This window comes from Saccharopolyspora sp. NPDC050642 (assembly GCF_040654735.1).
Classification (GTDB): Bacteria; Actinomycetota; Actinomycetes; order Mycobacteriales; family Pseudonocardiaceae; genus Saccharopolyspora; species Saccharopolyspora elongata.
The window spans coordinates 1-21722 of the sequence record NZ_JBFAIN010000039.1 but is presented as its reverse complement, the minus strand read 5'-3'; the positions used below and the strand labels follow the sequence as shown (position 1 = coordinate 21722).

General features: G+C 67.8%; 28 protein-coding genes and 1 tRNA gene. 9 read left to right on the top strand and 20 right to left on the bottom strand.

Annotated elements, in window-relative coordinates; genetic code table 11:
- Position 1: 1 nt before the first annotated feature.
- Complete coding sequence (locus AB0H93_RS36460; RefSeq protein WP_132492598.1) at positions 2–394, bottom strand: MerR family transcriptional regulator; 393 nt, start codon at positions 392–394, stop codon at positions 2–4.
- A 41-nt stretch (positions 395–435) separates the two neighbouring features.
- Entirely contained in the window at positions 436–1443 is a 1008-nt protein-coding gene (locus AB0H93_RS36455; RefSeq protein ID WP_358579576.1) for a helix-turn-helix domain-containing protein, read from the bottom strand.
- A 141-nt stretch (positions 1444–1584) separates the two neighbouring features.
- On the opposite strand from AB0H93_RS36455, the gene AB0H93_RS36450 reads away from it, so the two are divergent.
- Entirely contained in the window at positions 1585–2172 is a 588-nt protein-coding gene (locus AB0H93_RS36450; protein WP_358579573.1) for a cysteine hydrolase family protein, read from the top strand.
- A 199-nt stretch (positions 2173–2371) separates the two neighbouring features.
- Here AB0H93_RS36450 and AB0H93_RS36445 read toward each other — a convergent pair whose 3' ends face one another.
- The gene (locus AB0H93_RS36445; protein ID WP_358579570.1) at positions 2372–3478 is read right to left on the bottom strand and encodes a hypothetical protein; all 1107 of its coding nucleotides are present in this window, start codon (positions 3476–3478) and stop codon (positions 2372–2374) included.
- On the bottom strand, positions 3465–3899 hold the full coding sequence (locus AB0H93_RS36440; protein WP_358579568.1) for a hypothetical protein: 435 nt from the start codon (positions 3897–3899) through the stop codon (positions 3465–3467). Before AB0H93_RS36440 ends, AB0H93_RS36445 begins: the two co-directional genes overlap by 14 nt.
- Before the next feature lie 258 nt (positions 3900–4157).
- Between AB0H93_RS36440 and AB0H93_RS36435 the strand changes: the two genes are divergently transcribed.
- From AB0H93_RS36435 to AB0H93_RS36425, 3 genes are all read left to right on the top strand, one after another.
- The gene (locus tag AB0H93_RS36435; protein WP_358579566.1) at positions 4158–5339 is read left to right on the top strand and encodes a hypothetical protein; all 1182 of its coding nucleotides are present in this window, start codon (positions 4158–4160) and stop codon (positions 5337–5339) included.
- A 28-nt stretch (positions 5340–5367) separates the two neighbouring features.
- The gene (locus AB0H93_RS36430) at positions 5368–5826 is read left to right on the top strand and encodes a hypothetical protein (RefSeq protein ID WP_358579564.1); all 459 of its coding nucleotides are present in this window, start codon (positions 5368–5370) and stop codon (positions 5824–5826) included.
- A 335-nt stretch (positions 5827–6161) separates the two neighbouring features.
- Positions 6162–6776: a response regulator transcription factor gene (locus AB0H93_RS36425; protein ID WP_358579562.1), complete on the top strand. Its 615-nt coding sequence runs from the start codon at positions 6162–6164 to the stop codon at positions 6774–6776.
- Positions 6777–6910: 134 nt separating this feature from the next.
- Here AB0H93_RS36425 and AB0H93_RS36420 read toward each other — a convergent pair whose 3' ends face one another.
- Entirely contained in the window at positions 6911–8026 is a 1116-nt protein-coding gene (locus AB0H93_RS36420) for a HAMP domain-containing sensor histidine kinase (RefSeq protein WP_358579559.1), read from the bottom strand.
- Positions 8027–8242: 216 nt separating this feature from the next.
- On the opposite strand from AB0H93_RS36420, the gene AB0H93_RS36415 reads away from it, so the two are divergent.
- A complete protein-coding gene (locus AB0H93_RS36415) occupies positions 8243–9262 on the top strand; it encodes a hypothetical protein (protein ID WP_358579557.1) in 1020 nt (339 codons plus the stop codon).
- A gap of 258 nt (positions 9263–9520) precedes the next feature.
- Here the strand turns inward: AB0H93_RS36415 and AB0H93_RS36410 are convergent, their stop codons facing one another.
- A complete protein-coding gene (locus AB0H93_RS36410; protein WP_358579555.1) occupies positions 9521–9958 on the bottom strand; it encodes a nitroreductase family deazaflavin-dependent oxidoreductase in 438 nt (145 codons plus the stop codon).
- 93 nt (positions 9959–10051) lie between these two features.
- On the bottom strand, positions 10052–10774 hold the full coding sequence (locus AB0H93_RS36405) for a DUF4232 domain-containing protein (protein ID WP_358579553.1): 723 nt from the start codon (positions 10772–10774) through the stop codon (positions 10052–10054).
- Between the two features lie 337 nt (positions 10775–11111).
- Here AB0H93_RS36405 and AB0H93_RS36400 point away from each other — a divergent pair.
- A tRNA-Lys gene (locus AB0H93_RS36400) sits at positions 11112–11187 on the top strand.
- A 67-nt stretch (positions 11188–11254) separates the two neighbouring features.
- Here the strand turns inward: AB0H93_RS36400 and AB0H93_RS36395 are convergent.
- The 12 genes from AB0H93_RS36395 to AB0H93_RS36340 form a co-directional block, all read right to left on the bottom strand.
- Positions 11255–12418 carry a tyrosine-type recombinase/integrase gene (locus tag AB0H93_RS36395; RefSeq protein ID WP_358579551.1) on the bottom strand — a complete coding sequence of 388 codons (1164 nt, stop codon included), beginning with the start codon at positions 12416–12418 and terminating at the stop codon, positions 11255–11257.
- Positions 12418–12597: a helix-turn-helix domain-containing protein gene (locus AB0H93_RS36390; protein WP_358579549.1), complete on the bottom strand. Its 180-nt coding sequence runs from the start codon at positions 12595–12597 to the stop codon at positions 12418–12420. Before AB0H93_RS36390 ends, AB0H93_RS36395 begins: the two co-directional genes overlap by 1 nt.
- Positions 12598–12599: 2 nt before the next feature.
- Positions 12600–14048, bottom strand: coding sequence for a replication initiator (locus AB0H93_RS36385; RefSeq protein ID WP_358579547.1), 1449 nt, complete (start codon positions 14046–14048; stop codon positions 12600–12602).
- A 144-nt stretch (positions 14049–14192) separates the two neighbouring features.
- Complete coding sequence (locus AB0H93_RS36380; protein WP_358579545.1) at positions 14193–15149, bottom strand: hypothetical protein; 957 nt, start codon at positions 15147–15149, stop codon at positions 14193–14195.
- A gap of 12 nt (positions 15150–15161) precedes the next feature.
- The gene (locus AB0H93_RS36375; protein ID WP_358579543.1) at positions 15162–15350 is read right to left on the bottom strand and encodes a hypothetical protein; all 189 of its coding nucleotides are present in this window, start codon (positions 15348–15350) and stop codon (positions 15162–15164) included.
- Positions 15350–15601, bottom strand: coding sequence for a hypothetical protein (locus AB0H93_RS36370; RefSeq protein WP_358579541.1), 252 nt, complete (start codon positions 15599–15601; stop codon positions 15350–15352). Before AB0H93_RS36370 ends, AB0H93_RS36375 begins: the two co-directional genes overlap by 1 nt.
- Positions 15602–15622: 21 nt before the next feature.
- Positions 15623–16195 (bottom strand): GGDEF domain-containing protein, encoded by a 573-nt coding sequence (locus AB0H93_RS36365; protein ID WP_358579538.1) that lies wholly within the window; start codon positions 16193–16195, stop codon positions 15623–15625.
- A gap of 108 nt (positions 16196–16303) precedes the next feature.
- Positions 16304–16474: a hypothetical protein gene (locus tag AB0H93_RS36360; RefSeq protein ID WP_358579536.1), complete on the bottom strand. Its 171-nt coding sequence runs from the start codon at positions 16472–16474 to the stop codon at positions 16304–16306.
- An 18-nt stretch (positions 16475–16492) separates the two neighbouring features.
- Entirely contained in the window at positions 16493–17938 is a 1446-nt protein-coding gene (locus AB0H93_RS36355) for an FtsK/SpoIIIE domain-containing protein (RefSeq protein WP_358579533.1), read from the bottom strand.
- Positions 17939–18078: 140 nt separating this feature from the next.
- Positions 18079–18258 carry a hypothetical protein gene (locus AB0H93_RS36350; protein ID WP_358579531.1) on the bottom strand — a complete coding sequence of 60 codons (180 nt, stop codon included), beginning with the start codon at positions 18256–18258 and terminating at the stop codon, positions 18079–18081.
- Positions 18258–18512, bottom strand: a complete 255-nt coding sequence (locus AB0H93_RS36345; protein ID WP_358579528.1) for a hypothetical protein — start codon at positions 18510–18512, stop codon at positions 18258–18260. Before AB0H93_RS36345 ends, AB0H93_RS36350 begins: the two co-directional genes overlap by 1 nt.
- A gap of 391 nt (positions 18513–18903) precedes the next feature.
- Positions 18904–19227, bottom strand: coding sequence for a hypothetical protein (locus AB0H93_RS36340; protein ID WP_358579526.1), 324 nt, complete (start codon positions 19225–19227; stop codon positions 18904–18906).
- A 158-nt stretch (positions 19228–19385) separates the two neighbouring features.
- On the opposite strand from AB0H93_RS36340, the gene AB0H93_RS36335 reads away from it, so the two are divergent.
- Complete coding sequence (locus AB0H93_RS36335) at positions 19386–20231, top strand: GntR family transcriptional regulator (RefSeq protein WP_358579524.1); 846 nt, start codon at positions 19386–19388, stop codon at positions 20229–20231.
- Positions 20228–20881 carry an HAD family hydrolase gene (locus AB0H93_RS36330; protein ID WP_358579522.1) on the top strand — a complete coding sequence of 218 codons (654 nt, stop codon included), beginning with the start codon at positions 20228–20230 and terminating at the stop codon, positions 20879–20881. Before AB0H93_RS36335 ends, AB0H93_RS36330 begins: the two co-directional genes overlap by 4 nt.
- 115 nt (positions 20882–20996) lie before the next feature.
- Here the strand turns inward: AB0H93_RS36330 and AB0H93_RS36325 are convergent, their stop codons facing one another.
- On the bottom strand, positions 20997–21191 hold the full coding sequence (locus AB0H93_RS36325) for a hypothetical protein (RefSeq protein WP_358579520.1): 195 nt from the start codon (positions 21189–21191) through the stop codon (positions 20997–20999).
- A 112-nt stretch (positions 21192–21303) separates the two neighbouring features.
- On the opposite strand from AB0H93_RS36325, the gene AB0H93_RS36320 reads away from it, so the two are divergent.
- Positions 21304–21510 carry a MerR family DNA-binding transcriptional regulator gene (locus AB0H93_RS36320; protein WP_358579518.1) on the top strand — a complete coding sequence of 69 codons (207 nt, stop codon included), beginning with the start codon at positions 21304–21306 and terminating at the stop codon, positions 21508–21510.
- Positions 21511–21722 lie beyond the last annotated feature (212 nt).

Genomic DNA, 21722 nt, shown 5'->3' with positions numbered 1-21722 from the left:
GCTATCCGGTCGCTTCCGGGGCCGCGCCGGTGCGGTTGTACTCGAGGACCGCGTCGAGGTATTCCCTCACCGCGTCCCGGTTTCTGGTCAGGCACCTGATCCGGTCCGTCATCCGGTCCCGCTCGTGCTCCAGGGTTGCGATCATCTCCGGCGTCGCGTCGGGGAAGTAGATGACCCGGGGTTTGTCCAGGCACGGCAGGATCTGCTTGATGATCCGGGTCGGCAGCCCCGCGTCGAGCAGCCCGCGGATCTGCATCACCCGGTCCACGTTGTACTCCGCGAATTCCCGGTAGCCGTTGGGGGAGCGGTCGGCGACGATCAGCCCCTGCTCCTCGTAGTACCGGATCAACCGCCGCGAAGTGCCGGTCCGCTCCGAAAGTTCCCCGATGCGCACGCCCAACTCCCGAACATCGACACGCATGTGACGGCTGGATCCTAAGCGCGACCCTGCCGCTGCGGGGCGTACTGGAAGCCGCTCCGGTACTCGCTCGGCGTGGTCGCCAGTTGGCGGCGGAAGGCGCGGATGAGGGTGTCGACGGTGCCGAACCCGCAGGTGGTGGCGATGCGGTCCAGGGTGGCGTCGGTCGATTCCAGCTGGTTGCGGGCGAGTTCGACGCGGGCGGATTCGATGTAGGCGGTCGGTGTCATGCCGAGTTCCGCCTTGAAGATTCGGGCGAGCTGGCGCTCGGAGACCCGGGCGTGTTCGGCGAGCTCGGCGAGGCCGATGGGCCGGGACAGGTGGCCGGCGATGTAGTGCCGCAGGTCCTCGATCCGGCGCGTGGTGGAGACCGGTTCGAGGGGCACGGAGAACTGGCTCTGCCCGCTGGGGCGCTTCAGGTACATCACGAGATGGCGGGCCACGCGAAGCGCGACGGGCTCGCCGAAGTCCTCGGCGACCAGCGCCAGGGACAGGTCGAGGCAGGAGCTGATGCCCGCGCCGGTCCACACGGCGCCGTCGCGGATGAAGATCGGGTCGGCGTCCACGGTGACGGCGGGGTGGTCGGCGGCCAGCTGGTGGGCGGTCGACCAGTGCGTGGTGGCGCGCTTCCCGTCGAGCAGGCCCGCGGCGGCCAGGATGTGGGCGCCGACGCACACGGAGGCGATGCGGCGCGATGTGCCGGCGAGCTGCCTGACGCGGGCGGTGACCTGCGGGTCCGTCAGGGCGGTCACGCGCTGGTCGGCGTCGATGCGCACCGAGCCGGGAACCAGGAGGGTGTCGATGCGCTGGCCGCTGACCTCGTCGAACGTGGCGTCCGGCAGGACCCGCACGCCCGCCGCGGTGGTGATCGGATCCGTGGTCTCGGCGGCCAGGAGCACGCGGTAGCCGGTGTCGGTGTCGACTTCCCGCTGCAGCAGGGCGAACACCTCCGGCGGGCCGGTGATGTCCAGCAGGTCGACGCCGTCGAAGACGACGATGACGATCAGCCGCTTCAGCGCGGGCACGGGCTCTCCCTCCGAGGCGATGTCCAGATCTGCAAGTCGGGCGTCATTGCAGACACCACGGCGCGATCGTAGCGTCGATCACGTCGGCGCCGCCACGGTGCCGAGCGATCTCGAAACCCCACCTGAGGAGGGCTTTTGCCCATGGCTGCCACGACGCTGCGCCAGCTCAACGGCTTCGGCGAAACACCGGCGACCCTCGCCGACGCCACGCTGATCCTGGTCGACTACCAGAACACCTACACCCGTGGCGTGATGGAGCTGCACGGTTGGCGGGAGGCACTGGATTCCGCTGCGGCGCTGCTGGCGCGGGCGCGTGAGGCCGGGACGCCGGTGATCCACGTCGTCCACGACGGTGGCGAGGGCACGCCCTACGACATCCGCGCCGAGATCGGCCAGATCCACCCCAGCGTGGCACCGGTCGACGGTGAGTCCGTCGTGGTGAAGCACGCGCCGAACTCCTTCCACGGCACCGATCTGGAGCAGAAGGTCGCGGCCGCGGGTCGCGAGAACGTGATCATCGCCGGGTTCATGACGCACATGTGCGTCACCTTCACGACCGAAGGCGCATTCCTGCGCGGCTACTCGCCCACGGTCGTCGCGGACGCGTGCGCCACCCGGCCGCTGGCGGGAGCCGGGGTCGAGCTGTCCGCCGAGCAGATCCACCACAGCGCGCTGGCGACGATCGAAGACATCTACGGGATCGTCGTCGCCGAGAAGTCCGTTTCCTGACACGCCGGAAGGAAGAGCCAGATCCCACCGTCGTCGCCGACGCCTGCGCCACCCGGCCCCTGCCGTCCGCGAACGGGGACGTGTCGGCGGAGCAGGTCCATTCCAGCGCTTTGGCGACGATCGGAGATCTCTACGGGGTCGTCGTGGCGAAGGGATCGGACCTGAAGTAGCGCGCTCGGCCTGGTCTTTTGGCGCTCGGCTAACGGTTCAGCGCTTCGATGGTTTCGTCGGCCCAGGCGGTCCAGTCCTCCTTCGGGGTTTCCGGGAGCTTCGGCGGCTCCGACGAAGTCGGGATCGGATTCGGGTGGGACGGGGCGGGCTGGGGAGTGTTCTTGCCCCGCCACGGGATGTTGTCGAGGTGGACGCTCGTCGACGTCGAGAACTTCCCGTGCGGGTTGAACGATCCCCTGCCCGCGTCGAGAGCTCCGGTGAACGCTCCGTTCTCCGCCCCGTACACCTCGTCGCCGCTCGCGCCCGATGCCGCGTCCTGCGCCGCCGCTTCCGCCGCGCCCACAGCCGCGCCCCATCCAGCGTTCAGCGGCAGGTTGGCTCCGAACTGGACGGTCGCCCCCTTCCAGGTCTTCGCGGCCGACCCGTCGAACAGGTGCGATCCGAGCGCCTTCGCGCCGCCGACCTTGATCGCGTTGCCGAGCGGTCCCGCCCCGATGCCGACGGCTCCGCCGATCGCGCCGTTCTGCGCCGAGATCGCCAGCATCCCGCCGTCGAATCCCTTCCGCTTCCCCTGGCAGATCTGGATGAACTGCGCGAAGAACGTGACCCCGACCTGGTCCAGCACCGAGCCCGCCAGGTGGGCGAGCACCTGGTTGATCGCCTTCCGCAGCACCGCCGCGAGCGTCGTCCGGGTGGCGGCCACCTTCGCCGGGATGACGGCCGTCGAGGCGCCGAAGGTGGCCACCGCGGCCGCGATCAGCGCCGCGATGTCGATGGCCAGGATGGTCAGCAGCAGGATGATGATGATCCGCAGCGTCTCGATCTCCAGCGCCATCCCGTCCAGCGCGTCGGCGAAACCGGAGGCGGCCAGGGCCAGCTGCGGCAGGTAACCCTCCTCGCCGAGCAGCGGCGCGATGAACGCCCGGAACGAATCCGCCGTCTCCCCGGTCAGCGCGCGAGCGACCTGCGCCGCGCCCCCGTTCACGAGCTCGACGACGACGCCCAGGTGCTCGGCCGCTTCGCGCCAGCCGGCGGCCATCGCCCGCAGCTCGTCCGGGTCGCCCTCCGGCCAGTCGTTGCCGACCAGCACCTCCAGCAGGCGTTGGACATCGTCCGGTACGTCAACCGCGGCCATCGGCCTGCCACCTCCGGGCGTGCTCGACGTTCTGCGCTTCGGTTTCGGCGAAGGTCCGCCCGGCCGCGACGAGCCGGTCGGCGACGTCGCCGAGCAGCCCGGACAGCTCGTCCAGCGCCGCGCACGCCTGCTCGGCCGGATCCCGGTAGCCGCCGCCGAACGCCGCCCCGAGCGGATCATCGCCCCACGGCGGCAGGCCCTGCCCCGCGACTCGCGGCGCCTTCCCCGCTGAGCTTCTGGCGGCTGCCGCCGCTTCCTGGAACAACGCGACGGCGCGCCGCAACTCGGTTTGGTCGACCGAAAGCACGCCGCCGGCCGGTGTCCACTCCTGCGGCGCGGCCAAGCCGTACCCGGCTTCCGGGGCCGAGGTGGGGGCGTTGCGGTAGCCGCCGGTCGGACCGTCCAAAGGGGAAAGGGCCATGCGCCGAGATCAACCGATCCGGCCGTTCCGCGCCACAGCCCGCCCGGAACCCTTTCGCTATCTGAACGTGCAAGTGCGCTTCCCTGACGCCCCTGTCCCTTATTCGGTTACTTGTCGAGCAGCGCGATCTTGACCAGGCTCAATGCCCGGGGCCCGGGCGCGGTCGGCGCTCCGGGTGAGACGGCTCCGCAGCGCGAACCGCACAACCCCGACCCGGCGGGAGCGGTTGGCAGAGACTCGACCGATGGGAAGCGAGAGATGAGCCCGAGCGGCAGCAAAGATCAGTCCACCGAGGGCGACCACCCCTGGGAGCAGGACAAGTACTACGGCGCCAGCGAGAGCGGCGTCGCCTACCTTGCCGATCGCGAGCTGCGGACGTCCAATGCGGACACCGAGATGATGCCCGCCATCAAGGAGTCCGCCCTGACCGAGCCGGTCGCCGACGCCGGCACCGGCAAGGCCACGGCGGTCGAGGCCGAGGCTGCGACCGCGGCCGCCACGGCGACGGCCACCAAGGCCAAGCCCGTCGCCGCCGCCAAGACCGCCAAGACCGCCGACGTCCCGTCGCGCCCCGGAAACCGCGTGTCCAAGCCGGTGGTGGCCGCCGCGGCCGTGGCCGGTCTGGTGCTGCTGTCCGTCCCCGTGCTGATCGCGGGTCTCCTCCAGAACGACGACACCCCCTCGCGCTCCCTGCCGAATCCGGCGGCCTACGAGGACGACGCCCAGGCGCAGTCCGGTTTCATCCCGGGCATGGCGCAGGAGCAGCCGGTCCCGCCGCCGGGCATCCCGGACGGCAACCTGGTCCAAGGCCCCCCGCCGCCCGGCAGCCCGAACGACGGCGCGCCGGTGCTTCCTCCGCCCGCTGGGGAGATCCCGCGCGGCGAGGTGCAGCCCGCCGTCCCGGCCGACCCCGCGCGCACCGCTGCCCACCCGGTCGTCTTCTCCGGCTTCGCCGGGCCCGGCTGCGGGAGCGGCAGCTTCAGCCGTCCCGGCTACTACGCCAACGGCAACCAGGGCTGGCTCAACAGCGGCGGCGCCCACGCGGCGGACGGTTGCGACGGTTCGTACTCCTCCCTGCCGATGTCGGGTGACCCGAACCGGGACGGTGACAACTCCGCGGTCTGGCGGTTCACTACTGGTGACGTCAAGCAGGGCAGCTGCCAGGTGTCGGTGTTCGTGCCTCGCGGCGACCTGCAGCACGTCGGCGGTGACCCGAGCTACTACACCGTCTACCAGGGCGACGAGACCAAGGGCCCGTCCGGCGACTTCCGGGTCTTCCAGACCAACCGGCAGGGCAGCTGGGTCGACGGTGGACGGTTCGCGGTCACCGGTGGACGGCTGACCATCAAGCTGCATTCCCGCGGCAAGGACTGGACCGACAAGGGCCCCACCTACGCGCACCACGCAGCGGCGCAGATGAAGATCGACTGCAGCGCCTGACGAAAGTCGGCGAATTCAGGAGGAAACCGTGTTCGTTTGGGAGCAGGGCGTGATCATGCCCTCCGAGATGGACGGCTTCGACGAGCTCGACGAGGTGTTCCTGCACCTCGCACCGGAAATGTCGGACAACCTCAGCGCTGCGGTTGCCAACCACCTGGACAACGGGGACGAACTCGCGGCCGCCCAGGCGCTCGCGGCGTTCGCCGAGCGTCGGCAGCTCCCGGTCTCCCGGGCCGACCGGCGCACCCTGCGGGACGTGATCGAGTCGCACAACGGCGACCTGACCTGCATCGACCTGCTCGACGGCCGCGCAGGTGCGCGGCTGAACGGCGACACCCAGCTGCTCCCGGTCCTGCCCCGGCCGGCCCGGGAAACCGTGCCCATGCGCACGGCGCCCCGCCCGCACGTCGCGGACGTCGCCGCGGCGCAGACCGCCGTGCTGCCGGCCATCCGGCCGCGCGGCACCGGAGCGCACCGCCGCTGGTGACCCGATCTCCCGGCTCCTCCCGCGGGCCGGGAACCGCGCTGCACCGCACACTCACTCCCGCGCCCAGAGTGTGCGGTGCAGTCGCGCATTACCGAAAGTGCGCGATCGATTACCGCGGGCGCGCGACCCTTACAGATTCTTACAAGGTCCGACTGACGTTTACAGACCGTTGGAATCTCTTCGATCCCGGCCATTCCGCCGGTAGCGTTCCTGGTGTCAGAGAGGCCGCGGGCTAGTCGGAAATTCCCTAGCCCCACCAATTCCGCCGAATCGCGACGAACAGCCGAAGACGTCTGTGCCGCGGCGCGAACCGGCGACACCGGGAGTGAAGAACGTTGCTGGTTCGTGTGCTGTCCGACGTGACCGTGTTCGCCGACCGCCCCGAGTTGCAGGAGAAGATCTCCCGGCTGCTCGACCAGGCCCCCGAGCGCCTGTCCAGCGCTTCCGATGTCGCGGTGCTCGCCTACGGCGGAACGCTGCCGGCGGACGCCCTGGTGCACTGCGTTTCGCGGCTGAGCCGCTCCTACCGGGTGCTCGTGGTGCTGCCGGAGCAGGCCGCCGCGCAGGTCCCGGAGCTGCTGCGGGCCGGCGCGCTGGGCTTCATCGGCGACGGCTGCGACGACCAGGAGTTCTACGACGCGCTCGGCGTGGTGGCGCGCGGCGCGGTGTACGTCGCGTCGGGTTCCCGGGCGGCCCTGATCGGCGGCGGCGCCCCGGCCGAGCCCGCGCAGCAGGTGCTCACCCGGCGCGAGCAGGAGGTGCTGCGCTGGATCGCCGACGGCTACACGCACTCCCAGGCGGCCCGGCGGATGGGCCTGTCCGGAGCGACGGTCGACACGTACGTCAAGCGGATCCGGGCGAAGCTGGAGGTCCGCAACAAGGCGGAGCTGACCCGCAAGGCGATCGAACTGGGCGTCGTCCGACGGGAACCCCTTCTAGCAGCCGCCTGATCCCCAGCCGATGCCTCGCCCGACGACGCCCCGGCCCCACCCCACACGACGCCACCCAAGGTTCGGTCCCCCGCAAGGCCCGCAGTTTCAATTGAAACTGCGCCGTCGGAGGCCGAACTCTCCAGGGCCGAGCCTCAACCGGCCAGCGGCAGGCACGCGGTGAACTGGCAGCCGCCCTCGACGTTCTGGACGGCGACGCCGCCGTGGTGCGCCTCGATGATGCCGCGCACGATCGCCAGCCCCAGCCCGCCGCCGACGTCCTTGCCCGCCGGGCGGGACGGGGTTCCCCGCCAGCCCGGTTCGAAGACCTTGTGCAGGTCCGCCTCCGGAATTCCGCCGCAGGCGTCCGAAATGGACAGAACCGCCCGGCCCTCCGCCGCGTGCGCGCACACCGTGACCGCGCCGCCGGGGTGGGTGTGCCGGACGGCGTTGCTCAGCAGGTTCCCCAGCGCCCGGTTGATCTGGCGGATGTCCACCCGCACCGCGACCGGCTCGATGCCGCCCGGCACCAGCCGCACGCCGCGGCTGCGGGCCTGCGGCTCGATCGCGGTCACCGCGTCGCTGATCAGGTCCGCGAGCGACACCGGCGTCAGCGACAGGGTCAGCGAGTTGGACTGGATGCGGGACAGGTCGAACAGGTCGCCGACCAGGTGGTCCAGCCGCTGCGTCTCCTGCAGGATCAGGCCCAGGTAGCGGTCCTGGTCGCGGGCCATGCCGTCCTGCAGCGCCTCGGTCATCGCCCGCAGGCCCGCCAGCGGCGTGCGCAGGTCGTGCGACACCCACGCGATGAGCTGCCGTCGCGACGCCTCCAGCAGCTGCTCCTGCTCCCGCGAGGCGGTGAGCGCGGCGCTGGTCGCGGCGAGTTCCTGGGTCAGCACGGCCAGCTCCGCCGAGCCGGACTGGGCGGGCGCCGCGAACCGGCCGTCCTCGCCCATGGTGCGGGTGGCGCGCGCGAGGTTCCGGCTGCCGTGCAGGATCCGCCTGCCGAGCAGCAGGCACAGCATCACCGACACCGCGGCCGTCGGGATGCACGCCAGCAGCACGGCGGTCATGCCGCGCACGGTGAACAGGTCGAGGAATGCGAGCACCACGAAGGTGAAGCCGATGGAGATGGTGGTGATGACCGCGAGCATCATCATCATCACGACGAGCGACCCCCGCCGCAGGAACCACAGGATCCAGGCGCCGAGCAGGCCCACGGCCACCGAGCACCACAGCGATACGAGCGCGACGAAGATGAGGTCGTGCATGACCTTCGTTTCTGTTGCTGTCGACCAGGTGTTTATATCTGGTAAAGGTGCATCAGCGGCAGGTTCCCCCCAGATCGGGGCAAAGTATAAGCTACGGGCTGAAACGCGGTGTCCCTTTCGGGAACGTCGCCTTCCCCGATTTCTGGAGTAAGTGTGGCGTCGGATACTGATCGGAACGGGGGCGCTGGGTCGCCCGAGGACCGCTCTCTGGATTCGTTGCCGCCGGAACTGCGGCTCTACGTGCCGGCGGAGGGCACTCCGATCGAATCGGCGAAACCCGACGAGCCGTCCTACGAAAAGGTCCCGCTGGCCTCGCTTTCCGGCGCGGCGCGGCCGGAACCGGCGCCCGCCGCGGACGTTCCGCCCCAGCCGGCCAAGGACGTCGGCCTGCCGTCGAAGGTTTCGCTGATCTCCCTGGCCGCCGCTGCGGTGATCCTCGTCTCCGTCCCGTTCGTGCTCGCGGTGCTGTTCTCGGGCGATGACGACACCCCGGGGATGGCCGGGGACGGCGTTCCGATCGACGCGGTGGAGGCGTTGCCGGGGCATGAAGCCATGTCGGAACCGGTGCCGGCACCGCCCGCGCAGCCCGAGCCGACCGCCGGGAACGACGTCCCCCCTGCACAGGGCGAGGAACCCGCCGAGACGGCGAAGGACCCGCTGCCCCCGCCGGATCAGTCGACGGTGAGCGGGCCGAGCGGCGGGAGCGGCACGCTCATCGCCGGGGCGGGCTGCTCGAACACCGCGACGGAGCAGTACCAGGCGGTCGGCTACCACTCGAACGGCAGCGAGGGCTGGTACATCCGCAACGGCGGTGCCGCCGACGGCCGCTGCCGCGGCACCTTCGACGCGATGCCGATGTCCGGCGACCTGGACACATCCGGCCCCAGCAACTCCGCGAAGTGGACCTTCGACGTGTCGGGCAAGGTGACGACCGGCACCTGCGCGCTGTCGGTCTACATCCCGAACGACGGCGACCGCCGCAACGTCGGCGCGACCAGGGCGCACTACTCGATCTTCAACTCGTTCGAGCAGGGCGCGGCGAACGTGATCGGCGTGAAGGACATCAACCAGGTCACCAACCTCGGCAAGTGGGTGGACCTCGGGTCGTACAAGATCACCCAGGGCAAGATCTCGGTGAAGCTGCACGACCGGGGCGAGGACTACGCGGGCGGCGCGGACGGCGAAGGCGCCCACATCGCGTCCACCCAGGTCCGAGCCACCTGCACCCCGGCCTGACGCGGCTACACCACCACCAGTTCGCCGTCGCTCTGGAAGTGGTTGCCACCGCCGAAAATTCGGACGACTTAATGTCCGCTGTGGACGAACACGCGCCCGGCGTCGCAGTGGTGGACGTGCGAAAACACAGATGAGGGCATCGTGGCGGCTAGGCGCCGCAGGCCGGGTCTCGCGGTGCTGCGCTAACTGGAGGCGCGGTTCGCGGTCGCGGTAGTGCAGTTGGGGCGCGAGGGCACGAGCCGTCGCGCCCCGATCCTGCTAAGCAGCCGGTTCCAGCACGAACACCGGAATCTCGCGCGAGGTCTTCTCCTGGTAGTCCGCGTAGTCCGGATAGGCGGCGACCGCGCGCGACCACCACAGCGCCTTCTCGTCCCCGGTGACCTCCCGCGCCACGTAGTCCCGGCGCGTCGGCCCGTCCTGCAGTTCGACGGTGGGGTTCGAGAGCACGTTGTAGTACCAGACCGGGTGCTTCGGCGCCCCGCCGAGGGAGGCGACGGCGGCGTAGGAGCCGTCGTGCTCCACGCGCATCAGCGGGGTCTTGCGGAGCTTCCCGGACTTGTTGCCCTTGGTGGTCAGGACGATCACCGGCAGCCCGCGCAGCGTGGTTCCCCTGGTGCCGCCCGAGCCTTCGTACTCCTCGACCTGGTTGCGCACCCACTCCGTCGGGCTGGGTTCATATTCGCCGGTCAGCGGCATTGAAGCGCTCCTAACGTCAGCGTCAACGGCGCCTGTGGAACGCCCCCGGAGAGGCCCCTATTCCCCTGCCGCCGACCGGCCAACCCGCCAGGATCAGTCGAAGACGGTGACGCCCTGGGCGGCGGGCTGCAGCGTGCCGACCTTCATCGACTTGATCGGGAACTCCGCGTAGAGCCCGCCGTTCCCGGTGTTGGTGCCGTCGGTGCCGAAGATGGTGGCGTTCACCGCGTCGCTGGCGCCCGGCACGCCGACCTGGAAGCCGGTGGCGACGAAGGTGTTCGAGTCGCCCTTGTCGCCGAGTTCGATGAGCACGCCGGCGAAGCCGGTCTCGCCCGGGTCGAGGCTGAAGTCCGTCGGGCCGCCCGGGATCTCGACCTGCTGGGTCGGCACGTCGCCGGTGCTGTTGGACATGTCGAGCGGCGTGACCGTCGGCCAGCCGTTCAGGTCGCAGACCTTCTGCGACTTGTTGGTGACGGCCATCAGCAGGACGCCGGGGCGGTCGGGCTGGACGTTCAGGTCGACCTTGAAGTCGCTGGAGGTGCACTTGGCACCGGTGGTGCGCTGACCGCTGCCGGGCGCCTGGCCACCGGCCGTCGTGCCGGCGGAGGGCTTGGAGTCGCTCGTCGACTTGCCGTCACCGGCGGACTGGTCGGGGTGGAACTCGCCGGGGGCGATCCCGGCGGCCGCCGCGGAGCCGTCGGTGGTGCCCTGCGTGGTCTGCGGCGCGGCAGCCGGCTGGCCGCATCCGGCGAGCAGGAGGGCGCCCCCGACGAGTCCGGAGATCGCGCCGAGCGTCCGAGTGCGGTTGAGCTGCATTGGTGTCCCCTTCGTAAAGCTGTTTCGTTCCCCTGTGCCCCGAAAGACGTGTACTGCCCGCCGAGGTTGTCAATCAGCCGAAAGAAGTTTTTAAAAACCCTCTGACCTGCAGTGATGTAATCACGGGATTGCACTGTCCCCGGAACCGGCCCGGCAACGGGCGCAGCGCCCTGCGCCGAACCTAAGTTGGCCGCTGGTCGCTGCTCCGGCCACGGGCCGGAGAGGTGGGGGAACCCCTCACCGCAGGGCAAGGCGGGTGCGGATGTGACCTTCATCGGCGAAGAAGCTGCGACCGGTACCGCACAAGATCGCCTGGACCTTGTAACCTTGGGCACGCGGGTCGTTAGCTCAACTGGCAGAGCAGCGGACTTTTAATCCGCGGGTTCAGGGTTCGATCCCCTGGCGACCCACCAAAACCCCAGGTCACAGACCTGGGGTTTCGTGTTGATGTACGCCGAGCCACACTTTTCCCACACAAAACTACTGGCCGTCCTGTACACCGAGCGCCGCCTCTAGTGCGTCAGCGGTGTCGCGGCTGACTGCCTCTCGGTCCATGTACACATCCTGCGTCATCGACGGCCGCGAGTGCCCGAGCTGGTTCGCGATCAGCCGGGCGGTCAGCCCCGCCTCGTCGAGGATCGTCGCGGCGGTCTTGCGGAACACGTGAGAGGTGACCCAGGCGAAGCCCTCACTGCCGCGCGTCTCGCGAAGGACCCGCCGCGTGTTCGACGGGTCACGGAGCCCGCCGAGACTGTCCGGGAACACCGGGCCGTCAGGATCATCGGTCTCGGCGAAGCGTCGACGCAGCATCTCGACAGCCCACGAGGGCAGCGGCAAGGTCCGCTCGCCGTACTCGGTCTTGGTCGACTTTCTGATCAGGCCCTTGCCCTTGATCCTGACGACGTTGTAGTCGACGGCGACCAGGCCCTCTCCGAGGTCGACCTCCGGCCAGAACACCGCCAGTGCTTCGCCGATGCGAACACCGGTCGCCAGCATGAACCGTGACAGGTCCGGCAGATCCCAGCGGCTCGCCTTGTCGTCGGCCTCCAGCTGTTCCAGCCACTTGACCCGCTCGTCCAAGGTCAACGACCGAACCCGCTTCCTCCGCTTCTTCTCCAGCCGGGAAGTCTCCCGGAAAGGGTTCTGCTCCAGCGCGCCATGCCGTACCGCATGGGCCATCACGCCGGACGCCACAGACCGGGCGGTCTTGGCCACCGAAACGTCCTTGTTGGTCCGCAACGCCTGCAGGAACGCTTCGGCCGTCGGCACCGTCACCTCCTGACCAACTCGGAGCTCACCGAGTGCTGGAAGGACATGGAGATGCAGATTGCTTCGATACTGGTCGAAGGTGGTCGGCGAACGAGTACCCGCGTCCACCTTGCTCTCTAGGGCCTTCAACCAGAGACCAGCCACGTCCCGAAACTTCGTCTCCGGCTTAATCGACGCTCCGCCGAGGACTTTGCCCCGCTTTACGAGCGCTTTCTTCAAGTTCCGCTCGGCCGCAGCCTTGGTGCGCCCAGTTCGTTCAACCGGCCTCGTGACGCCGTCGAAGTCCCGGAACTTCGTCACCGCTCGCCAGCCCGAACCCGTCTCGTACGTGCGGATCTTGCCGTAAGTGCCAATCGGCAGAGGAGGACGAGGCATCAGACCAATACCTCTTCCTGAGACTCGAACCAGGACTCGACATCCTCCGGCTTGTAACGGACGTACTTCCCGACCCTGCGACCAGTCGGACCGTAGCCCTTCGAACGCCACTCATAGAGCGTGCGCCTCGGGACACCGAGGTAGGTAGCGACGTCTTCGATGCCCCACAGCTTGCTCATGGTCAGTCCTTCCTTTCGGTGGCGTACTTCTGCTTTCGTGTTTGGCGGGTGCGTTCGGCGATGGCGGCGGCGAGCTCGCGTTCCTCGGGGGTGCGGTGGCCCACGCTGGTCATGTCCCAGTGGTTGACCACGGCCACGGTGTCGGCGTCGACGCCGAGCTCGGCGAGGTTCTGCTCAAAGCGCCAGATCTGCCGGTCTTCGCGGAGCTGCTTGAACGTGGTCGAGTAGGCCCGCGACTTGCTGAGGAAGTGGCCTCGGAAGGCGAGCATGTGTGTCCAGCGCCGGAGGTTGAGCTCGCCGAACGGTCCGGGGATCAAGCCGCCGTTCTCGCACCGGCCGCAGTGGTCGATCGTGGCGCAGGCGCATCCGCCGGCCTGGTGCTCGCCGTCGGGGTGGCAGTCCGGGCAGGCCACGGGTGCGCCGAGGTCCCAGGCGGTGCGCATGATCTGTTTGTGGTGCTCGGTCGTGCGCAGGTACTCGATCTGCGTGCGGGAGCGGATCGGCCGGTCCGCGGCTTCGGACTTCCCGGTGCCCTTGGTGGCGTACTTCGCGACGTAGGACGAGATCCGGTCGTCGCTGATCGTCCCGTCACGCTCTTCGAACCGCCGCGCGTCGGCCGGGCGGATCGGACGGACGTCGACCTGCTCGCCCCAAACGAAGGTGAGCACCTGGCCGTCATCGAGCTCCGGGGAATCGACCTCGGTATCGGCATGAGCCGCGCGCACGGCGTCGGCAAGGAGCTCAACCGTGCCCCACGCCGGGGTGGTGTCCACGGCACCGTCAGGGCCGTCGAGGCGGATCACGGCGTGAAAGTGGATGATGCCGCGCTTCTGGAACTCGGCAACCTTGGCATACGAGAGCCGGGCGTGGTCGGCGAAGTCGCGGACGGTGATCCCGGCCGCGCGGGCGAGGTGCCGCCGAAGCTTGACCGTGAACCGGTTCCACAGCTTCCCGGAGTGGGCCTGCCACAGGACGTGCCCGGTGTAGTCGTAGGTGCCGGGGTCGACGGGTTGGCCGATCAGCGGGTCGTGTTCGTGGTGGTAGCGGCCGCAGCGGCACGGCATGAGCTTCCCGGACGCGGTCGGGCGGCGGTTGTGCACCGGCCCGAACGACGGGGCCGTGAGGGTGACGAACAGACGCGGCTTGTCCGACACCGTCACCGGCACGCCCTTCGAGCCACCGGAGAGACCGGCCCTCATGAGCTGGAAGGCGTCGGCGGCGTAGCGGTCGGAGCAGGCCGGGCAGACCGATTCGCGGCGGTTGCCGCAGGGCGAGAGGATGTGGCCGCTGGTCTCGGCCGGGCGGCCATCGGGGCGGGTGAGGACCTGGCCGGTGGTCTTGTCGGTGATCTGCCACAGGCCCGACAGGCGGACCGGGTGCAGGCAGCCGTAGACGTCTTCAACTTTCTTGCGCCAGTCGCGGTAGTCGGGGGATTGGATGCGCCGCTTCATGCGGTCGACATTCGGAAGAGCGGGCAACACCATGTGGTGACCTCCGAGGGGGATGGAGCCCGGCGGGCATCACCACCAGGTCGACGGTGCTGCCCGCCGAGCATGGGTTGTGCTTTGTTGTATTCAGTTGTCCCGCAAAGGTTTTCAGGCGAACGCGTGCCCGTTACGGGTGGCGAACTCGGCCGCGACCTGTTCGGCAATCCCGGCAGGCAGTTTCGCGACGCGCTGGATGTCAGCGGCGGTGAACTCCCGCCCGTCGGCCAGGGCTTGTGCCCGGGCATCCTTGATCGTCTGGATGATCGGTGCCGGGAGCGGGGGAGCTTTCCGGATCGCAGGCATCACCGGAACCGGACTCGGAGCCGGTGCCGGTTCGGGAGCTGGCTCGGGGACCACTGCCGGGGTTGGTGCCGGGGCTGGCTCGGGGACCGCTGCCGGGGTCGGTGCCGGGGTTGGTTCGGCCGGCCTTTCCGGTTCGGGTTCCGGGCCGTCGTCGGCGGCCGGGGCCTGGTCGGCGCTCTCGTAGATCAGGAGCATGATCTCGCGTCGTTTGGCCTGGATGACCGGGATGATCTCCGCGATGCCGTAGACGATGACCGGGATGATCGCGTGCACCGCCGCCGAGCCCAGGTTGAACTTCTCCCACTGCAACCGCAGCAGCGGTGTGATCTGCGGGATGACGTTCATCGCCAGGGTCGACGCCAGCAGCACCTTCTTCAGCCGATACCACCATTCGTGCTCCGGCTCGCGGCCGTAGGACAACACGATGGCCTCGAAGTTCAGGACCGTGATCAACAGGCCCGCGAACATCGGCTCGACCGTCCAGGCTGCCCACCACAGCGGATCAGCCCGGGGCGCATCACCGGCCAGGAACTTCTGGACACCGGCGGTGGTGAACACCAGCCCCAAGGCGAGGAAGAACCACAGCCCGATCAGCGTGCGCCGGGTCTGCCGCTCCATCTCCACGGCACGTAGGTCGGGGTCTCGCACCAGGCCCCGCAGTTCCCGCGCTTCGGAGATCCGGTGCCCGAGCTTGCGGACCCGTCGTGTCTTCCCCGTCGTACCCGGGGCGTCCTGCTTGTGCTTGCGGCGCAGCAGGCCCATCGTTCACCCCTCCTACTCGCCGTGGGGCTTGAACAGCCAGAACACGCCCCGCACCAGCAGCACGAGGCCCGCGCCGATCCCGATCGCCCACGCCGGGGTGACCAGCAGCCACACCAGTGCCAGCACCCCGAGCACCAACGCCACAGTCGCCAGGAGGCCCACGACGCCTTTGCCCGTGAGCTCCACATGTATGTTCTGCATCACTGATTCCCTTTCTTGAGCGCGGATTCGCGCACCCGCATCGCTTCGTCCCGCAGCGCATCAACCGCCTGCAAGATCTCGTATCCCTCGGCCAGCAGCTGCCGGAACTGATCGCAACTGAGCATCGCCGAACGCTTCCTGCCGCCCGGCCCGATCTCGGTGATCGTGATCTCTACCCCGGGACGCCGGGGATTCACTTCGAGCAGCTCGCGGCCGATGCAGCCGTAGAAGTAGTCCTTGCCGAAGCTCATCTCTTCGTCCTTTCTGGACGGTCAGGCCACCACGCCGACACGGTCGGTGTGGGTCTTGGTGGCGTGCTTGTCGCCGTACATGCGGTCATCCGCCGAGCTCAGCAGCGCGGGCAGCTGGGCGGTGTCGGCCGGGGCGCTCATCACGCCCAGCGCCATCGACACCTCCACCGGCTGACCGTCGATCTCGTCGATGGTGGACACCGCCGCCTGGAATTCCCGGGTGCGGCGTTCGGCATCATCGGCGCTGACCACCCACGGGATGAGGACCGCGAACTCATCGCCGTGCAGCCGGACCGGGACCTCACCGCGGAACGCCATGTGCCCCAGCACCGCCCCGACCTCAATCAGCACCCGATCGCCGAAGCGGTGGCCGTGGGTGTCGTTGAACGCCTTGAAGCCGTTCATGTCGCCGACCGCCACAGCCAGCTGGCCCCGCCGGAACCGGCGAGCGCGGTTGAACGCCGCTACGAGCGCCGCCCGGTTGCCCAAGCCGGTCAGGGGGTCGGTGCGGGTCTGCCGGAACAGCCGGTATGCACACGTTCCGGCGGCCACGGTGGTGGCGCTGGTGACACCCAGGGCGAACTTTGCCAACATGGATCCTGCCTCTCTACAGGGGTAGGCCCGCCCGGATGCACTTGCCGGTGCCGGGCGGGCCGCTACTAAACGGGAGATTTGCCACTGATCAACGCGTCAAGGCGCTGATCACCCTTCATCGCCGGGCATGACGTCGCCGTCCTTGTCCGCCGCCGTTCTCAACCACGCGCCCAGCGACTCGCAGTTCCACTTGTGGTCATTGAGGTCCGCCGGGCAGTTGTAGGACTGGTCGCACTTCGGCCTGGTCTTCTCCACGCCCTTGCCGGTGTTCTTGCGCATACTCACCACTTCCCTTCGTCAGGCGATCTCGTCGTCTTCTTCGTCGCCTTCGAAGTACTCGGTCTCGTCGATCTCGTCGTCGTCGACTTCGTGCTCTTCGAAGTCGAAGGTGTAGATGTCGGCCGGCATCTCGTTCTCCTCGGCGAGTTCCGGTTCAGTGGTGTCGCGGTGCAGCTCGGTGACCGTGCCCAGGCGCGTGCAGAAGTCCACGAGTTCCTGGATGTCGTCGTCGCTGGTGTAGGGGGCCCGGACCCGGACGGGTTCGCGGCGGCCGTCTTTCTTCGCGTAGGCGGTACCGGCGAGGTATTCCGGGATCTTGTCGGCGAACGCGCCCATGTCCCGCATGCCCTCACCGAGGCACATGTCCACATACGACGAGGAATCCAGCCGCAGCGCGATCTTCGTGGGGAACAGGCCGCGCATCGGGATGTGTTCCTTGGTCGGTTCCTGGGTCGCGGCGATGATCCGGCCGCCGACCGAGCGGTACTGCGTCAGGCCCTTGGAGATCAGCGGTTCGAACGGGACGCTGATCGCCTTGCCGCCGAAGGAGGTCATCGCGGCCAGCTCATCGCAGATCAGCAGCTCCAGCGGAGTCTCTCGCGACGGCGTGAATTTCCGGATGCCCTGGCGCCCCAGCTCCAGCTTCCGGTCATCGAGGACACCCGCGTACCTCTGCATGACCTTGAGGCCGTCTTCGTCGTTGTCGGCGAACTCGTAGAACATCTCGCGGCCGATGCCGAACTCCATGCCGCCCTTGGGGTCGATCACCCACAGCCGTACGTACCCGGCCCGGATCAGCGGAGCCAGCGCCCGCAGCAGCGCCCACAGCCACGAGCCCTTCCCCGCGCCCGTCGCGCCGCCGAAGAGGACGTGCAGATCCTTCTCCAGCAGGTTGAGCGTGAAGTCCCGGCCGTATTCGTCCCGCCCGAGCACTAGACGGGTGAGGTCGACCTCGGTGGTCGAGTCGGCCAGCTCGGGCAGCGGGATGTACATCTCGTCGAACGGCTCGGCCCGCTGGAAGTCCAGCGCGATCTTGCCCGGCTTGATCTGCCGCACGTTCGTCGCTCGCGCCCGGAAGGAGTTCGCGAGCCGGTTCATGGCTTTCTCGAAGTCCTCCGGCTCCTGGCCCTTGGCCATCCGGACATGCACCGTGTCCCACGACCACGTGCTCTTCACCCGCGTCACGCGGGGCACCAGCGTGTTGCCCTTGTGATCGATCGTGGTCAGGTTGCAGGAGGCCATGATCCGCAGCCATTGCCGCTGGTATGTCCACCACCGTCTCCACCACGCCCGCAACAACCGGCCCGCGAACCGGTCGAACGTCGGTTGATCGAGCAGCCGCCAGGACACGCCCAGCAGCACGGCAATCCCGGCGGCCCACACCATGGTCTGAAGCCCGAACCAGAACACCGCCGCCGAGGTCACCGCCGCCGAACCCGACGACCGAGGATGGCCGACCACCATCCGAACTGCCCATCGAAGCGGCGTGACCGTGTCAGCACCCACCCGTGTGTCCCGCATTGCCGTGCACCCTTTCTGACGAGCAGACAAAAAAGGGGCGCCGGACCCGCCTCCAGGTCCAGCGCCCGCCGAGCAGAACCGGATCAGCTCCGGCGCTGCGTCATCTCCAACTTCGCGACCAAATCGCCCACCGAACCCCGCATCCTGTTCAGCGAGGTCCCCATCCCCTTGGGGACACCGAACTTCTGCATGATCTTCACCAGCGTCAGCATCGAAGCGTCGATGCGCCGGACCGTCGCGTGCACCTGATCACCCTTGGCCATTACTTCTGGTATCCCTTCGCCACATTCGGGCCGCCCTTTTTGGCGACCGCGTCCCGAACCCCGAACACCGCAGAACAAGCCGCCTCAGCCAATTCCATGGCCTCCTGGAAGTCCTTCTTCTGCATGATGTCGTCTTCCAAGAACTCAACGTGAGTCAAGTCCTTGTACAACTGATCCAGCGTTTCCCCGAGCTTCTTCAACCGGGCCACCGCAGGCGTGTTGCGCTGCATCCCGACCGGCAAACTCCCGTTCACTGATCAACCCCTTCCCTGCATCCCGTGGATGCATCCCGAACCGTGAAAACCGCAACCGCAAGATCCGTACATCATCAGCTCCCGAGCCTGATCACAAACTTCTTCGCGAACTTCCGGCAGTGCGCGTCCCGCGAGTGCGAGTAAAGCCACTTGTCGCAATCACAGGCCGGGCAGTACTTCAGCGACATAAAACACTTCCTCTCCGCAACCTTCGTCCTGAAGACCATAAAGACCCCCGGCGCATCAATATGCGGCACTAGCCGGGGGTCAATATGGCCTCCCCGACGCAAATTTCGCGCCGAAAGAAGGCATAGCTCGGCCCACTGTGGAATTCTCAAAGAGCAACTAGCCTGAAGCGGCTAAAGAAAAGAAAACTTTCGTAGGAAGCGGATCAGCCCGCCAGCTTGACCCCGGCGGCCTTCATCGTGAAGCCGGTGCCGCCGTTGTCCATCGGGAACTGAGAGAAGCGCGGGTTGTGCAGCTCGATCAGCTCGCCGTCCGTGACCTCTTCCGGCGGCTTCGTCTCCAGGGTCACCTTCATTTCCGTGCCCTTGCCCGCCGGACGCCCGTCCTCACGCGGCTTCGGCTTCATGTAGACCGCGACGACGTACATCGGCTGGTTGTCCTCGTTCAGGGCGTACTCGGTCTTGCCGTCCTTCGTGTAGGTCTTGATCACCGGGTCCTCGACCACGCGCAGCTTGTAACCCTCAAGCACAACCGGAACGTTCCGCAGCATCTCGTCCTCCGTAGAGCCTTGGTTTCACATGGCCAGCTTGGCTAGCCATGTACAGATTAAACCAGCTTGGCTAGCCATGTCAACAGGTTGGCCAACATGGCTAGTCAGATTGCTGCTTGCTGCGATAACCTGGGCAAATGACTGAACTGGACCCCGACGACCCGCGTCCGCCGTATCAACAAGTTGCGAACGCGCTCCGGGCGACGATCCTCACGAAGAAGCTCATGCCGGGCGACAAACTGGCCTCGCAGGCGGAGCTAGCGAAGCGCTACGGCGTCGCGCGTATGACCATTCAGCAAGCGCTGCGCATCCTCCGCGATGAGGGCCTTGTCGTCTCCCGCCAGGGCAGTGGCGTCTTCGTTCGGGAGCGCACAGAGCGCCCGGTTGGTCTCCGGCCTCACCTTGAACGGGCCTTCGAGCAGGCGGACGTCACGATCGACTTTGCTGGCTTCTCCGGAGAGACCCTGCATGGCGCGCTCACGGAGCCGCTCGACAAGATCCGCAGCGGTCGCGTGCGCCCCGAGTCGATCCGGGTTCGTCTGCTCGTGCCCGACACTGAGGTGCCCTGGACTCTGCCGGCCCGCGTCGAGGACATGGAGGACAGCCCAGCGTTTCGAAAGCGGGCTAGCGGGATCATGCAGCGTCACACCTTGGCGATCGTCGACACGGTCAACGAAATGGGCCGCCTCGGGCTTGTGGCGGATGCCAAGGCGGAACTCCGGGTGTATCCCGCGGTTCCGCTGTTCAAGCTCTACTTGATCAACAAATCCGAAGCGTTCTTCGGCTACTACCCGGTGCGGGAACACGTCGTGCAGCTCGATGGCGAGGACACGCCGATCTGGGACCTCATGGGCAAAGACGCAACCCTGTTCCATCACGCCGCCGAGCCGAACGACGAATCGTTGAGCGCGCTGTTCATCGAGCAGTCCCAGATGTGGTTCGACAGCATCTGGTCAACCGTCGCCCGGGAAGTGCGCCGATGACCGGGCCGCCGGAGATCATCTCCAGCAGTGACGCAGTCCTGCTCGACTTTGACGGACCCGTCTGCGCCGTCTTCGGCGGCCTGGCGGATCACCAGGTGGCCGCCGGGCTGCGGGAGCTGTTCGAGGGCGAGCTACCGGATGCGGTTGATCGGAGCCGCGACCCGTTCGACGTCCTGAAGTACGCTGCCGCTACGACTGGCGGTTTCGCGACGGTCGTTGAGCACCGGCTGCGGGAACTGGAGTCGCGCGCAGTCGAGGTTGCCCCGCCGACACCAGGAGCGGTCGCCGTTCTGGAGTCCCTTTCGCGGCAGGCGATCCCGGTGGTCATCGTCTCGAACAACTCCGAGACAGCCGTCCATGCCTACCTCCAAGCGCACGGCCTGACCAACGTGGTTGCTGACGTCTCCGCTCGCACGAATGCGGACGTCAGTGAACTCAAACCGCAGCCTCATCTCCTGCTGCGGGCGGCGAGCTTCCTGGGTGTCTCGCCTGAACGCTGCGTCATGATCGGAGACTCGGTCACCGACATCGAAGCCGCGCAACGCGCTGGGGCCAAGTGCATCGCATACGCGAACAAGCCCGGCAAGCGCGAGCAGTTCGAAGAGCTTCAGCCGGGCGCCATCGTCGATCAGATGGCCGAACTGATCTGAGTGCGGGCTGCCGCTGAAGTCGAGCCGCAGTCGTCCTTGGTGGCTGATCGGTGGTAGGCACGAACGACCACCTAGAACGGCGTTGTTTGGCTCAGGCCAGGCGGCGCCGTTTCGTTTACTCCGCGACCGCGTCGATGATCAGCGGCTTACTGGCGTCTGAACGAAGTGCCTCGACCAGGGCTGCCAGCTGGTTGGCGAGCTGATGGCGCTGGTGCTCCGTGTAGCGGCCGCCGCCGATCTCGAAAGCAGCTGCGTCGAGTTCCCATTGTGCCGCGCGTGCCAGCACCGCAAGTTGCGCATTGGGTGTCATGCCCGGTCCTCCGTCATCGCTCCCGACAAGGCAAACAAGGCAATCAGGGTATTACCTGCATATCGAGGCAAGCAAGGCAGCGGCAACCGTTCGGGGCATTGACGATGAGCTGGTGACCGAGGATGCGTCGCCGCTGATTTCGAGTACCGAGCTGGCCAAGAAGCTGGGCCTGGCGCGGCGGACGATCTCGCACTACGCCAAGGAGGGCTTGATTACGCCCGCCCTAGTGACACCTGGTGGTCAATACCGGTGGCGGTATGAGGATGTCGTTGCCGAGATGCGCGAACTTGCCAAGGCGCGTCGTCAGCAGCGTGACTAGCTCGGCACGACCTGTGGCCTCAGCCCACGTGTGTTTAAACTTTCTCTACTTCATCAAGGGCGGCCCCTGCGGGGCCGCCTGCCTGCTGTATGCGAGCCATGACGAGGCCGCCGACCTTCCTGTATGCAAGCCCGGTCAAGCCGTCGATGGCCGGCCGGGCGTGCGGCAGCAGCCAGGCGAAGCCGGACGCGATCGCGCCGAAGATCCCGCCC